At 41.3% G+C, this 13,340-nt stretch carries 14 protein-coding genes; 7 read left to right on the plus strand and 7 right to left on the minus strand.

The window, feature by feature from the left end:
* The first annotated feature begins 76 nt into the window (after positions 1 to 76).
* From leuD to AA650_RS03510, 3 genes are all read left to right on the plus strand, one after another.
* Positions 77 to 685, plus strand: a complete 609-nt coding sequence (gene leuD, locus AA650_RS03500) for a 3-isopropylmalate dehydratase small subunit (protein ID WP_027402708.1) — start codon at positions 77 to 79, stop codon at positions 683 to 685.
* Positions 686 to 1,037: 352 nt separating this feature from the next.
* Complete coding sequence (locus tag AA650_RS03505) at positions 1,038 to 1,505, plus strand: EVE domain-containing protein (RefSeq protein WP_234413289.1); 468 nt, start codon at positions 1,038 to 1,040, stop codon at positions 1,503 to 1,505.
* A 288-nt stretch (positions 1,506 to 1,793) separates the two neighbouring features.
* On the plus strand, positions 1,794 to 2,318 hold the full coding sequence (locus tag AA650_RS03510; protein WP_053537981.1) for a TolB family protein: 525 nt from the start codon (positions 1,794 to 1,796) through the stop codon (positions 2,316 to 2,318).
* Between the two features lie 107 nt (positions 2,319 to 2,425).
* Here the strand turns inward: AA650_RS03510 and AA650_RS03515 are convergent, their stop codons facing one another.
* Complete coding sequence (locus tag AA650_RS03515) at positions 2,426 to 3,421, minus strand: succinate dehydrogenase/fumarate reductase iron-sulfur subunit (protein ID WP_081424129.1); 996 nt, start codon at positions 3,419 to 3,421, stop codon at positions 2,426 to 2,428.
* A gap of 1,257 nt (positions 3,422 to 4,678) precedes the next feature.
* Between AA650_RS03515 and AA650_RS03520 the strand changes: the two genes are divergently transcribed.
* Both AA650_RS03520 and AA650_RS03525 read left to right on the plus strand, forming a co-directional pair.
* Positions 4,679 to 5,101 carry an AbrB family transcriptional regulator gene (locus AA650_RS03520; protein ID WP_027402704.1) on the plus strand — a complete coding sequence of 141 codons (423 nt, stop codon included), beginning with the start codon at positions 4,679 to 4,681 and terminating at the stop codon, positions 5,099 to 5,101.
* 197 nt (positions 5,102 to 5,298) lie between these two features.
* Complete coding sequence (locus tag AA650_RS03525; protein WP_190381939.1) at positions 5,299 to 6,168, plus strand: CPBP family intramembrane glutamic endopeptidase; 870 nt, start codon at positions 5,299 to 5,301, stop codon at positions 6,166 to 6,168.
* A 44-nt stretch (positions 6,169 to 6,212) separates the two neighbouring features.
* On the opposite strand, the gene AA650_RS03530 is transcribed toward AA650_RS03525, so the two are convergent.
* Together AA650_RS03530 and AA650_RS29040 are read right to left on the minus strand one after the other, a co-directional pair.
* Entirely contained in the window at positions 6,213 to 6,596 is a 384-nt protein-coding gene (locus tag AA650_RS03530; protein WP_053537983.1) for a hypothetical protein, read from the minus strand.
* Positions 6,597 to 6,672: 76 nt separating this feature from the next.
* Entirely contained in the window at positions 6,673 to 6,798 is a 126-nt protein-coding gene (locus AA650_RS29040) for a hypothetical protein (RefSeq protein ID WP_257720891.1), read from the minus strand.
* 115 nt (positions 6,799 to 6,913) lie between these two features.
* Here AA650_RS29040 and hslO point away from each other — a divergent pair, with 115 nt between their 5' ends.
* Positions 6,914 to 7,819 (plus strand): Hsp33 family molecular chaperone HslO, encoded by a 906-nt coding sequence (hslO, locus tag AA650_RS03535; RefSeq protein ID WP_053537984.1) that lies wholly within the window; start codon positions 6,914 to 6,916, stop codon positions 7,817 to 7,819.
* 151 nt (positions 7,820 to 7,970) lie between these two features.
* On the plus strand, positions 7,971 to 10,046 hold the full coding sequence (locus tag AA650_RS03540; protein WP_053537985.1) for a hypothetical protein: 2,076 nt from the start codon (positions 7,971 to 7,973) through the stop codon (positions 10,044 to 10,046).
* Positions 10,047 to 10,227: 181 nt separating this feature from the next.
* Here the strand turns inward: AA650_RS03540 and proC are convergent, their stop codons facing one another.
* From proC to pipX, 4 genes are all read right to left on the minus strand, one after another.
* Entirely contained in the window at positions 10,228 to 11,043 is an 816-nt protein-coding gene (proC, locus tag AA650_RS03545; RefSeq protein WP_053537986.1) for a pyrroline-5-carboxylate reductase, read from the minus strand.
* Positions 11,044 to 11,095: 52 nt separating this feature from the next.
* On the minus strand, positions 11,096 to 11,698 hold the full coding sequence (locus AA650_RS03550; RefSeq protein WP_053537987.1) for a cell division protein SepF: 603 nt from the start codon (positions 11,696 to 11,698) through the stop codon (positions 11,096 to 11,098).
* A gap of 366 nt (positions 11,699 to 12,064) precedes the next feature.
* A complete protein-coding gene (locus AA650_RS03555; RefSeq protein ID WP_053537988.1) occupies positions 12,065 to 12,754 on the minus strand; it encodes a YggS family pyridoxal phosphate-dependent enzyme in 690 nt (229 codons plus the stop codon).
* Positions 12,751 to 13,029 (minus strand): transcriptional coactivator PipX, encoded by a 279-nt coding sequence (pipX, locus tag AA650_RS03560; RefSeq protein ID WP_027402694.1) that lies wholly within the window; start codon positions 13,027 to 13,029, stop codon positions 12,751 to 12,753. The genes AA650_RS03555 and pipX overlap by 4 nt, the downstream gene beginning before the upstream one ends.
* Between the last annotated feature and the right edge of the window lie 311 nt (positions 13,030 to 13,340).

Consider the following 13,340-nt stretch of genomic DNA (forward strand, 5'->3'; position numbering starts at 1 on the left):
GACAGGTGACAGAAAAGAGTTTTTTCAATTACCAATTACCAATTACCAATTACCAATTACCAATTACCAATTACCAATGGTCAGTGAAGTAAAACAAATATCCGGTAACGCCGTTCCCCTCATTGGTAACGACATAGACACCGACCGAATTATCCCCGCCCGCTACTTAAAAGCCATCACCTTTGACGACTTAGGAGAAGGCGTATTTGTTGACGACAGAAAAGCCTTAAATGGTGAACACCCCTTTGATCAAATCCAATATCAAGGCGCAAAAATTCTCATAGTTAACCGCAACTTTGGCTGTGGTTCATCACGAGAACACGCACCCCAAGCCCTAGCAAAATGGGGAATTAAAGCCCTAATTGGTGAAAGCTTTGCGGAAATCTTTTTTGGTAACTGCGTAGCAATGGGGATACCATGCGTAACTGCTGATGAGAAAGTAGTCAAACATCTACAAGAATTAGTTACTACCAATCCTCAAGCAGTTAAAACCATAGATTTGGAAAAATTGCAAGTGCAACTTGGTGATTTTACTGCCTCAGTTATGATTAGTGAAGGCACAAGAAGCACTTTTATTAGCGGAACTTGGGACGCTTGCGGACAGTTAGTAGCAAATGCCCAACAGGTAAAAGCAACAGCAGCAAAACTACCTTATATTGCTTGGGGTAATTTAGCAGCAAGTTAGTATATATAGAGGCGTTCTCTGTAACGTCTCTACAATTATGGAATTAATTATTAAGTAGGAGAACACAATAAAACCAAACTGTGTAAAGAAACGTAAAATCGCCCAAACCCTCTTCACTCTTGCATGAGTGCCTCTTGCCTTGCCATAACGACAATTTTCAACGCCAACCTACTTAAGAGGATGTTTGAAAAGTGTTATTCCGTAATTTTCATCACATTGCTACCCCCCTTAGTCCCCCCTTGTAAAGGGGGGAAACAATAAAAATCCAGTTCCCTCCCCTTTACAAGGGGAGGGTTAGGGTGGGGTAAAAAATATTTGATACATCAACCATAACTTTTCAAACACCCTCTAAATGAATACAATTAATTATTGGTTAATGAAGTCAGAACCAGCAGTTTATAGTATTACAAACTTACAACAGCAAGGTGAGACGATTTGGGACGGTATACGTAATTATCAAGCCCGGAATTTCTTGAAGCAAATGCAAATAGGAGATTTAGCATTTTTCTATCACTCCAACACTGAACCACCCGGTATCTTTGGTTTAATGCGGATAGTTGAAACAGGTATTGCAGACCCAACACAATTTGATATAAATAGTAAATATTATGATGCCAAATCAAGTCTTGAATCCCCCCGTTGGCAAACTGTAAAAGTGGAATTTGTCGAAATTTTTAATCATCCTCTTTCACTATCAACACTCAAAGCTGAGTTTAATGATGATGAATTATTAGTAGTGAAAAAAGGCAATCGTCTATCAGTAACTCCGGTAATAGAACCAGTCGCCAGTAGAATTTTAGAAATGGGCAAAGATAAGTAGGGCTTGCTGAGTAAAGCTAGAACCGCCTCTCAGTAAGGGTCTCACTGATTTTGAGAACAAAAAAGTGCAAGGTTAAGTAATTGGACAAAAATATTTAAGTAGGTGAACACAATAAAACCAAACTGTGTAAAGAAATGTAAAATCGCCTAAACCCTCTTCACTCTTGCCTCTTCACTCTTGCCTCTTGCCTCTTGCCTCTTGCCTCTTCACTCTTGCCTCTTGCCTTTTGCCTCTTGCCTTTTGCCTTGCCATAACGACAATTTTCAACGCCAACCTACTTAACATCCTATGAATTATAAATTATCAATAATTTTAGTTTTATGCTCAACTCTGTTAACCGGGTGTTTTGGCTACCCGCGTTTACTCACTTACCCATTTGATTCCGGGGGAAGGAGTTTAAATAGCTTCTCGTCCGAATTAAATCCGCAAATTTCTGGAAGATATATTGTATTCACAAGCGATCGCCGAGGCAGTCAAGATGTATATATGTTTGATACATTGACTCGTAATTTAGTAGACCTACCAGGCTTAAATTCCTTTGATACAATTGCTTCCCATCCTGCGGCTTCTGACAATGGCAAATTTATTGTCTTTGCTGCTAGTCGTCAAGGACGAACACAAATTGTTTTTTATGATCGAGATGTGCGTCAATCACGGAATTTAGCAGGTGATGTGCAAGGAGAAGTCCGCAATCCAACAATTAGTGCTGATGGTAGTAGAATCGCCTTTGAGTATAGTAATAATGGACAATGGGATATTTTGGTTTACGACCGATTTGGGCGAAAATTGAACATTCCCCAAGAGCCAAGTTAATCCAGGAAGTAGGGGCGCAGGGCCTGCGCCCATTCAGAAGTCAGGAGTCAGAAAGAAGAATTAAGAAATAAGTAGCGCAAGAAAGGGAAACATTCTTTTGCAACTGACTAATCACTATTTTGTACAGATTCGATGAGCGATCGCACTTCCTGAGTTCCTGGGGACGGTTCAAAAGAAAGAGGAAATTTACCCTTAACTAGCATTCTCAAGCCCAAAGGTGCAAGACTGAGTAAACCTTGCAAATCGCGGAAATAATTACCAACCACTTGAACCCCAAATTGGCGTTCATCAATCCAACCACCTTGTTTAACTAAATCCACTAAAACCTTACGATGACGAATTGCCCGACTGTCATCAGCTTGTTTACGCTTCAGAATTTCCTGTTTAATTTTCGTAATTTGTTCTAATGGGGCAACTTCCATCGGACAAACCGAATCACAATAAAGACAACGAGTACAACCCCAAACCCCTTGAGTTCCTGTGCTATAGGTTTCTAATCTTTGTTCTGTATTACTATCGCGGGAATCTGCCACCATGCGATATGCCTTAGCCAAAGCATGGGGACCAACAAAATCAGGATTAACTTCCAGAGCATTACATTCAGAATAACAAGCTCCACACATAATACAATTGCCCGTTTGATCAAGAAGCGATCGCTCTTGAGGCGTTTGCAAGAACTCTCTTTCAGGAACTTGTCTAGCTGCGGTACTCACATAGGGAGCAACCGTCTCCAAATTGTGCCAAAAACCATTCATATCCACAACCAAATCTTTAATTACAGGCATATTCCCCAAAGGTGCAACTGTAATTTCTGGAGTAGTTTGAGGCTGATTTGCAGATGATGATATTTTCTCCAGTCTAGCCAGTTCACTGCCCACATTCTCCTTACAAGCCAAAGCAGAACGCCCATTAATCCGCACAGCACAACTACCACAAATTGTATTGCGGCAATTTTTGCGAAATGCTAAACTTCCATCTTGTTCCCACTTAATCTGATTGAGACAATCCAGGATAGTATTACCTGGTTCTACCTCCAAAACGTAAGACTTGAAAACAGGGTGAGAATTTTCTTCTTGTCGAGTAATCTTAAAAATAACTTCCATGATGATCAATCCAAATCTTGGGTGCAAATCTTCTGTCTTACCTTACCTACCTCAAAAATCATGAAACTAGGGAAGGATGAAGTATGAGGCGTAAAGTATAAAAATAGATTTTCTCTTCCGCTTGAGTTGACGGCAGCCTTCACCCTTGATCCTTTACACTTAATACTTCTTTCGTCAAGCCCTAGCTATAAAAATTCTACATCCTTAAATATATATAAATGTTAAAGCCAGGGAAAATCTCAGAAGAGTGGCTATCAAATATCCCGGAGATATGGTAAATTTATTCTTCCCCTAGACAGACGTAGATAATCTAATCGCAGCTTTGAATCTGATAATGATTAACAGCAGGGATTTTTCACCCCGCCTTTTGTTTATAGTCCCAGATAGATCCTGGAGTGAAGCCATAGAAACTCTAGAATTTAACTGACTCACTCATAGAAAGCACGTCTAAATTAGATTAACTTTTATAAAAGTCCTGGCATCATCCTCCCGACAGTATCAAGCTTGAGGAAAATCTCGCCTGGATTTTAGCGGCTCAACTCCAGGGATCTAGATCAAAATTTAGTTGTAATATGAATTTTAAATTCAAAAAATATTTTGCTATTATTATTTCATGCTAGTATTTAATAGAAAATTACGAACTAACAAAATCAGAATAGCCGCATAAGCACGGCTAACACTTCTTTTGTTTCTTCGTAATGTAGAGACTAGAAAATTCATGTCTCTACTGGCAAAATAAAAGGGTGTATGTCCATCAGACCACACATAAATCCTATGCTGTCTTTATTCCTATAACTCAAAGGCAAGAGAAAAGCAGCACTGAATGTGAAAAACCTGTAATTTATTGGCTCTACGCGGCAGTTCCCCCATTTGGGGAAATCCCAAGACCGGACTGCTTTATCTTTTTTGGAGTAGAACTAACCTGACTTGTAAAGGTGGCTTGAAGTTACACCGTTACAACAGTGACCAAAGAGAAAATAATTTAATTTCCGATGGCCAATGATGGTTAAAAAAGCCGTAAAATTACTGAAATAAATGTCTGTGGCAACTATGACTTATAAACCTATTATGGACAACTGTAATAGAGTCTTCTGTTGCTGACATATCAGCAGGAATTCACCCATCACCCTCGTGTTTTGTTGACCTATGAAGTCCAGTTGCGCTGATTGCTCAATACTAGACACACAAGAAAATTCTGAAATGGCTAAGTCCATGCTACGCTATCAATTTGAAGAGATTAAGGAAAATTAGAGCATAATGACCGAAACTGCAACTGCCCCATTAACCGGAAAAACATTGCTGGCGAAAGTTAAAGAACTTTCCACCTTGCCACGTCGAGAAAGAGCAAAGCAATGTGGTTATTACACCGTTACTAAAAATAGTCAAGTTCGAGTTAACTTAACAGACTTTTATGATGCTTTATTGTCAGCTAGAGGCATTCCCCTCAGCCCAGAAGCACCAAAAGATGGACGTGGCCGCGAACCGACATACCGGGTCAGTGTTCATCAAAATGGTCAAATTGTGATTGGTGCAACCTACACCAAAGCAATGAACCTAAAGCCCGGTGACGAATTTGAAATTAGACTCGGTTACAAACATATTCACTTGATTCAGCTTGGTGAAAGTGATAAACAATTAATCCAGTCTGATGATGCTGATGAATCAGATGCAGAAGAATAAATTTTTTCACCTATCAGGGATAAGTTTAAGGTAAATTGTCATGAATTTATCCCTAGAGCTACCGCTAATTAGTAGCTGTGGTTAAATAATTGCAGTGGGATAAGACATAAAAAACGTTTTGACCTCTTCCATGAGTCACAAATTCTAGTAGAGTCTTGATTATTCGTCAAGAAATCTGTTGTTGCAGGAAGTTAGTCATGTTTTTTATGTCTATTCCACTGTCATTTTTAGATTCATCAGTCCATACTTTACTGGAGTTTCTCAAAGATACGCCAGTATTTTTGGTCATGGCTTTTTTTATTGTTTGGATAGGTTGCTGGTTGCCATTGGTAGCAGTTTTAGCCATTACTTTGAATTGGCAAATACACAAATCTTTACAACCAGAGCAAAAAATTCCTTTATTAGTATCTCTTTATTTATTAGTTCCTCTAATTCTCTGGGGATTTCAAGGGTTGAAATTGGGTTCTTTCCCTGATTATGGATTAGTGGGGAAGGCTTCTATTTTCGGCTCTTTATTACTGGGTTTTAGCTTGGGTGTTTTGGGTCTAGCTATAGTATTTTTTGGGCAAATTCGCGCCGGTTGGTGCTATTTAGAAAAATCTCAGATCAATTTAATCCCATCTAGTTTATTGACGATTTCCCTAGTGGCTTTGTTTGTGGGGGGAATAGAGGAACTTGTATTTCGGGGCTTTTTATTCACTCAGTTACAACAAAATTATCCAATTTGGTTAGCTGCAATTATTTCTAGCTCGGTTTTTGCTGTCTTACATTTGGTATGGGAACAAAAAGAAACTCTTCCTCAACTGCCTGGATTATGGCTAATGGGTATGGTCTTAGTATTAGCTAGATTAGCTGATGGCAATAGTTTAGGGATTGCTTGGGGACTTCATGCTGGTTGGGTATGGGCGATCGCTACCATAGATACAGCGGGATTAATTACCTACACAGATCAAGTTCCTACATGGGTGACAGGGATCAATAAAAAACCCCTCGCGGGGTTGACAGGAATTATCTGCCTTTTGGCGACGGGAGGAGTGCTTTTATGGATGTATTTGATTGTTAAGTGATACTTTTCTCACGCAAAGGCGCAAAGGCGCAAAGAATAGAAAAATTACTTGGTTGTGGTTAAGAATTGGCGTAAGCTGACTAAACTCAGGGTTTGTCCTAAGTTTAGGGGTAACATGGATATGCCTTCTATGCGGGATTGTACCCAGCCTTCACCCCAGTACCATTCGTGAAAGCCGTCAATGCCTCCACTGAGTATTAAGCGCAAACAATTGGGTTTTACTACGTCTACTTGGTGATGAATGGAGACTGGTCCTGCCCAGGTGGTGAACTCAAATCCTGGTGGTAATTCTGTGGGCATTTCTGGGGGAAAACTTTGCCCCAATAGCCATTTTTTTAGTTCGGCAGGATGCAAAATACTGTCATGAATGGCATCGGCTGATGCTGTAACTTCGATACGAATTTGGCTTTGTTGAAATGTACCTAGCATGGTGATTGGTAATTGGTAATTGGTAATTGGTAATTGGTAATTGGTAATTGGTAATTGGTAATTGGTAATTGGTCAGTTAGAAAAAATTTTCTCCCCTGCCCCCTGCCCCCACTTCCCCCACTTCCCCCACTTCCCCCACTTCCCCCACTTCCCCCACTTCCCCCACTTCCCCCACTTCCCCCACTTCCCCCACTTCCCCCACTTCCCCTACTCCCCCTGCCCCCTGCCCCCCTGCCCCCTCCCCCCCGCCTCTTACCTCCCGACTCGAAACAATCTAAAATAAAAAAGTCATCTTGTAAAGAATTGTCAGGTTTTTCATGGCAGATCAATTAATTCGTGCGACTGCGGCGGATGGTGGGATTAAAGCTGTAGGTGTGATTAGTACCCGGTTAACAGAAGAGGCTCGACAACGCCATAAACTATCTTATGTGGCAACAGCAGCATTGGGAAGAACTATGGCTGCTGGTTTGTTGATGGCTGCCAGTATGAAACGGTCAGGTTCTAGGGTGAATGTTCGAGTTAAGGGCGATGGTCCTTTAGGTGGTGTATTGGCAGATGCAGGATTAGATGGTACGGTTAGGGGTTATGTCGGTAATCCGTCCGTGGAGTTGCCACCTAATCATAAGGGTAAACTAGATGTTGGTGGGGCAGTAGGTGCAGGCTTTCTATATGTAGTCCGCGATCTCGGTCATGGTTATCCTTACTCTAGTACAGTAGAACTGGTTTCGGGGGAAATAGGTGATGATGTTGCTCACTACTTGGCAAGTTCTGAACAAACTCCTTCGGCTTTAGTTTTGGGTGTATTTGTGGGAGAACAGGGCGTAACGGCAGCGGGAGGAATTTTGATCCAGGTGTTACCCAAAGCTGCTAGGGATGAGGAGCTAGTGGCTACATTAGAATCGCGGATTGAGGCTTTATCTGGGTTTACGCCATTACTGCAAGCAGGTAAAACACTGACGGAAATTTTTAACGATTTGTTAGGAGATATGGGATTGAACATATTTCCTGAAAGTCAGATGTTACGCTTTCATTGTGGCTGCTCTTTTGATCGGGTGCTAGGGGCGCTGAAAATATTGGGAGAAGCGGAACTACAAGACATGATTGTGAAAGATGATGGTGCAGAAGCTACTTGTGACTTTTGCGGTAATATCTATCAAGCAAGTAGTGATGATTTAACTCAGTTAATTGGAGATATACAAAGAGAATCTTTAATTTCTGATTAATGTCACCAGTCATACTCAACCCAAAAAACAGTAATGTTAGGGATGGGTTTTAAACGGTTTTTTAGATAGGAAAGTGAGGATAGCAAACATAAAATTATCTATATTGATCTATCTACTTTCATATCGCTATTCAATTAGTGTGGTGTGAGCAATGACAGAGCGGGATATTCCAGATAATTGGTCTTCAGACCAAGCGGGAGAACCAATTGGGGTTCAGCCTAACTACATACAAAATAATCAAACTGCTGATACCGCTGCTATTGGTTCTCATTCTCAGTCTATGAAGCAAAAAAAAAAGCAAGATGGCGATGTTTTGGCTATAAATGATAATTCAGAACCTACTTTTAATCTCAATGTTTTAATTGAGAAAATGCCGCGCTGGACTAAAAATTGGGTAGTTTGGGCAGCAGTATTAACTTTAATTCCTGGAAGCATGGGTTTTCTAGCTTTATCCATCCTGTTTAAGTTACCTACTGCTCCTAATTGTCCACAAATTTTTTGGCCTTTAGCTAGTGCGTCAGTAAGGCTACACTGCGCTCAGTTGGCGGCTTCTAAGCAAACTATTAATGATTTGCTCCAAGCAATTACTCTGGTTAAACAATTACCAGAAAATCATCCTTTGCGGGGCGAAATTAATCGTCTTTTAGAGGAATGGTCACGGGATGTTCTCAGGTTGGCGGATGAGAGTTTCCAAGCGGGGAATTTGGAGGAAGCGATCGCTACAGCCCGAAAAATTCCTACTGACGTGAAGGTTAGTGAACTAGTAGAAGAGCAAATTCAAAAGTGGCAAACGATTTGGTCAAAGGCGGAAGGAATTTACCAAGAAGCAGAAAAAGAATTGCGCCAACGACATTGGCAATCAGCTTTTATGCTCACGGCTAGATTGCTACGGGTCAATAATAAATATTGGGCAAGCACTAAATATGATCAATTAAATAACATTATTGTTACGGCGCGAGAAGATGGGGATAAACTTTACAAAGCAGAAAATTTAGCAAATAATCGCAATTTAGATAGTTTACTTAAAGCTATTAAACTGGCTGAAACGATTAAACCAGATAGTTATCTGTATCAAAAAGCCCAAGAGTTAATATCTGGGTTTGCTAGAAAAATGCTCAAATTAGCACAGGCTAAAATGAAAGAGCGAAATGCTGATCAAGCCTTGGAAATTGCCCGACAAATTCCCCCCATTCCTGAATTGCAAGCTGAAGTTGATGATTTTATGGTTTTGGGTGAAGCCCAAAGAAGTGCTTTTATTGGGACTACGGCTGGGTTAGAAACGGCTATTTCTCAAGCTCAACAAATAGATGCTTCTAGGGATATTTATAATGAAGCACAACAATTAATTGCCCGTTGGCAATTAGAAATTCAAGATGTTTCTCGGTTAGAAAAAGCTCGGAATCTCGCTAGTCAAGGCACTGTTAATGATTTAACAGCAGCGATTTCGGAAGTACAATTAATTCCTGGGAATAATCCCCGGGCTACAGAAGCCCGTCAAGAAATTGGTCGTTGGCGTGGCCAGGTGGAGTCTATTGAAGATAGACCATATTTAGATCGGGCGGAACAAATAGCTATTAACGAGGATGTTATCTCATTACAAACAGCGATCGCTGAACTTAATCAAATTCGCTCTGGACGAGCATTATATCCAGAAGCCAAAAAAAAGATTAGGCTATGGACAGCCAAAATTGAGCGCATTCAAGATCAACCGTACTTAGATCAAGCCAGGGCATTAGCCGACAGTGGTAATTTGACAACGGCTATTAGTGAAGCTCAAAAAATCGCCTCTTCAGGACGCGCTTTATCTAGTGAAGCTCAATCCTCCATAGATACTTGGCAAGACCAAATTCGCGCCAAAGAAAGTTGGCAAAAAGCCAAGCAAGTTGCAGTTACTGGCACACCAGAAGCTTTAGTTCAAGCTATTCAGTTGGCAAATCGGGTATCTAGTCGTAACACTTTGCGTTTAGATGTCAATATTGCCATTGACCAATGGAGTCAACAATTGTTGCAAATGGCACGTTCTCAAAGTGAGGTTGATGTTGCCAAAGCCATTGATACAGCTAATTTAATTCCTCGTGGTAGTAGTGCTTATACTGATGCTCAAGAACAAATTAGAACTTGGCAACAATTTATGATTCCCAAATCAGCGCCCAGTCCTTCTGTAGAATCTACACCAGAGGAAACACCAGCAGTTCAAAAAACTCAGCCTTTAACAATCCCTAATTAGGGCTTGCGGATAGCAGGAGGTAGGGGCGCAGGGCCTGCGCCCATCCAGAGGTTAGGAGAGGCAAGAATAGTCTCTGTATAGCAAAATTGATAAGTACTTAAAACTCAAACCTCAGTGCGTCTTTGCGCCTTTGCGTGAGACTAAAATTCATACCCTTAATCAGCAACGCCCCCATCCCCTGTTATCCCTTCCCCAATTCCTGAGCGCGTTCTTTCGAGGCTTTAACAGCTTCGATAACAGCGGAACGAAAACCAGCTTTTTCTAAGGTGCTGACACCGGCAATAGTTGTACCACCGGGACTGGTAACTTGATCTTTGAGTTCGGCGGGGTGAATTTTGGTTTCTTGTACCAGTTTTGCTGTTCCTAAAACTGTTTGTACAGCTAGTTGTTTAGCGATCGCCCTTGGTAAACCCACAGCCACACCCCCATCAGCTAAGGCTTCAATCATCAATGCCACATAAGCCGGGCCACTACCGGATAATCCTGTCACCGCATCCATCAGGCTTTCCGGTACTTCCACTACTTCCCCCACAGCGGTAAAAATCTGCTGTGCTGTTTGTTGGTGATGAGGATGAGTATAAGCACCTAAAGAAATTGCTGTTATTCCTGCACCCACTGTAGCGGGAGTATTCGGCATAGCGCGAATTATGGGAACTTGAGGAAAAGCTGCTTCTAATTGTTTTAAAGTTACCCCCGCTAGTATGGAAATGATCAGGGGTGAATGTTCTGTTGGTAGGATATCTGCTAATTCTTGGGCTACAGCCGTAAATATCTGGGGTTTGATTGCCAACATCACCGCTGTTTTCGCTGCCCCTAACACTAGACTATTATCCGTTGTCACAACTACCCCATATTTCTGTTCTAAATAGCTGCGGCGTTCAGCTTGGGGTTCACTGACAATGATTTCTGCGCCTTGATAAATGCTACTTGTAATAAGGCGGGATAATAGAGCTTCTCCCATTACCCCACCGCCAATTAAGCCAAATTTTATATTCATTTCATTAGTCACTAGTGGTCAATTAATTGTCAGAACTAATGACTAATTTACCTTACTGTGCCATCCGAGTGGGTTCATTTCCCCAAGCGGTCGTTGCTGCTGTAGCTGCGGGACGGGCGGGACGGGCTTGGTTGATAGGTACTTCATGTATCAAACCGCCTTGAGTGCTAACTTGCACGCAACTGGGGGTAAACAAGAAGATACTTTCACCAATTCTTTCTTGATGTCCGTCTAACGCATAAGTACCACCAGCAACAAAGTCAACTGCACGTTGAGCTTGATCAGGGTCCATAATGGTCAAGTTCAATACTACTGATTTGCGCTCCCGGAGGGCTTGAATCGCCTGGGGCATTTCTTCAAACGTGCGAGGTTCAAGGACTAGAACTTCAGAGATTCCATTAATTGCGCCTGGCATACCAATAACGTTACTCATAGGTTTAGATACTGTTGCAGCTACTTCTTCTGTACTGTTAGGTTGATTTTCCCGCCAACGCCGATTTGGAGGAGTAGTTTCCTGTGGGGCTGGTTGGGGATTTTCCTGTTGATAGATATTCTGATAATTATTGGTTGTATCAGCTTCTTCTTCGTAGTATTCGTATTCTACCTGTTCATTCAACCCTACAAAATCCCTGAGTTTAGAAAATATATTGCTCATGTTGTATGCTCCCAGATTAAAATTCCCCTAATTTTCCTGGCTATAAGTTACATTAAAGTTCCTTCTAGGCAGTAGTCGTAACTATAGTAGATGTTTGACGTAGCAATCGTACTACTGATTTTACCCTTTAGTACAAATTCCCAATTATTAACAGATATTGATGTTAACGCCTGCACATTAACGAATCTGTAACATTGAGTTAAAATTGTAGCCTAACGATCATTAAAAATAAAGGGGGGTATGACCACCTTTGCAATTAAGAATTACTTATGAGAGTATTATATTTTTTGACAATTATCAATACTTGGTAGTAAATTCGCAAACGATTGTTAATCATGCCGTCTGGAAGTATGACTACAGCTATGTCTAAGCTCGTTCACCAAACAAAATTGTACCTAATCGTACCATTGTTGCTCCTGCTTGCACTGCCAATTGGTAATCCCCAGACATACCCATTGATAATTGCTGCATGGTAATATTTGGCCAATTTTGTGATTGGATGGTTTGTGCTAATTCATACGTAGTATTAAATACTGTTAAAATTTCTGCATCCGCCAACCCTTGAGGCGGAATTGTCATCAAACCTTGAATTTGTAGATTTTGACATTGGTTAAGCGCTGCTAAGTCCGCCAATAATTCTGGAACCATCCAACCAGATTTATTTGCGTCGGGGAGAATTTTGACTTGTAAGCATACCTTTGGATTCACTCCCAGTTCTGCCGCTAGGATATTTAAGCGTTGTGCCAGTGGCAAGTTATCAACGGAGTGAATCCATGAAAATAGTTCTAAGGCTTTTCTCGCCTTATTGGTTTGGAGATGTCCAATCAAGTGCCAGGTAATATCCGCTAGATCTTGCAATTCGGCTTGTTTACTGGCAGCTTCTTGGATGCGACTTTCAGCAAAATCACGAATTCCTGCGGTGTATGCTTCCCGCATTAATTCAGTAGATACTCTTTTCGTAACAGCAATCAACCTCACTGTAGATGGGAGTGAGGCGTGTATGTGGGTAAGGCGTTGCCTAATGTGAGCGGAGCGATCGCTAATTAAACTACTCATTGGAATGTGCGCTGAAATACACCTTGAAGTTGCTCGTACTCCTGAGAATTACCACTGCGGCGCAAAGTCCGTAAGCGATTTTCCAGCATCATCCTAGCCTCAGTCCGGCCAATTGGCTGAAATTTCAGGACTTTAAGCTCAGTTGTTACCAAAAAAAATAAACGTTGGGCGTAGAGTGTGGTAAACAGATCCTGGTTCTCATCAACCATACAGATCCTATAGAGTAAACCCCAAGTTGGATGATTTATGTAAGTTTCTGAGTTTTCTGGATTCATTTCCTAGTCAAGGTGGGGAGTATATGTAGCCGAGGACGGGGAACAGGCATTAAAAGTCATGAAGGCAAATCAGTGTGATGATAACTGGATGTTTTCATGCAACTGACAACCGCTATAGCTTGTTCTGCAATTTACTAACATTCAGAGGATAGTATATCCCTTCCGCCAAATTTTTCGTTGACAGTGCGAAACTAACAATCTTCTTGACGGGTTCTTCTGCAAAACAACACCCTTACAAGTCTGTGATGTTGCACAGGCTTCTTTCCATCCTGCCACAATTCTCCCCCAACGGCGCAAAGATGGACATTTAT

This window comes from Anabaena sp. WA102, from assembly GCF_001277295.1.
GTDB lineage: Bacteria > Cyanobacteriota > Cyanobacteriia > Cyanobacteriales > Nostocaceae > Dolichospermum > Dolichospermum heterosporum.

What these genes read in the sequence shown, in the direction of transcription:
- leuD (WP_027402708.1), top strand. Translation starts at nt 77, where the DNA reads ATGGTCAGTGAAGTAAAACAAATATCCGGTAACGCCGTTCCCCTCATT.
- AA650_RS03505 (WP_234413289.1), top strand. Translation starts at nt 1,038, where the DNA reads ATGAATACAATTAATTATTGGTTAATGAAGTCAGAACCAGCAGTTTAT.
- AA650_RS03510 (WP_053537981.1), top strand. Translation starts at nt 1,794, where the DNA reads ATGAATTATAAATTATCAATAATTTTAGTTTTATGCTCAACTCTGTTA.
- AA650_RS03515 (WP_081424129.1), bottom strand. Translation starts at nt 3,421, where the DNA reads ATGGAAGTTATTTTTAAGATTACTCGACAAGAAGAAAATTCTCACCCT.
- AA650_RS03520 (WP_027402704.1), top strand. Translation starts at nt 4,679, where the DNA reads ATGACCGAAACTGCAACTGCCCCATTAACCGGAAAAACATTGCTGGCG.
- AA650_RS03525 (WP_190381939.1), top strand. Translation starts at nt 5,299, where the DNA reads ATGTTTTTTATGTCTATTCCACTGTCATTTTTAGATTCATCAGTCCAT.
- AA650_RS03530 (WP_053537983.1), bottom strand. Translation starts at nt 6,596, where the DNA reads ATGCTAGGTACATTTCAACAAAGCCAAATTCGTATCGAAGTTACAGCA.
- hslO (WP_053537984.1), top strand. Translation starts at nt 6,914, where the DNA reads ATGGCAGATCAATTAATTCGTGCGACTGCGGCGGATGGTGGGATTAAA.
- AA650_RS03540 (WP_053537985.1), top strand. Translation starts at nt 7,971, where the DNA reads ATGACAGAGCGGGATATTCCAGATAATTGGTCTTCAGACCAAGCGGGA.
- proC (WP_053537986.1), bottom strand. Translation starts at nt 11,043, where the DNA reads ATGAATATAAAATTTGGCTTAATTGGCGGTGGGGTAATGGGAGAAGCT.
- AA650_RS03550 (WP_053537987.1), bottom strand. Translation starts at nt 11,698, where the DNA reads ATGAGCAATATATTTTCTAAACTCAGGGATTTTGTAGGGTTGAATGAA.
- AA650_RS03555 (WP_053537988.1), bottom strand. Translation starts at nt 12,754, where the DNA reads ATGAGTAGTTTAATTAGCGATCGCTCCGCTCACATTAGGCAACGCCTT.
- pipX (WP_027402694.1), bottom strand. Translation starts at nt 13,029, where the DNA reads ATGAATCCAGAAAACTCAGAAACTTACATAAATCATCCAACTTGGGGT.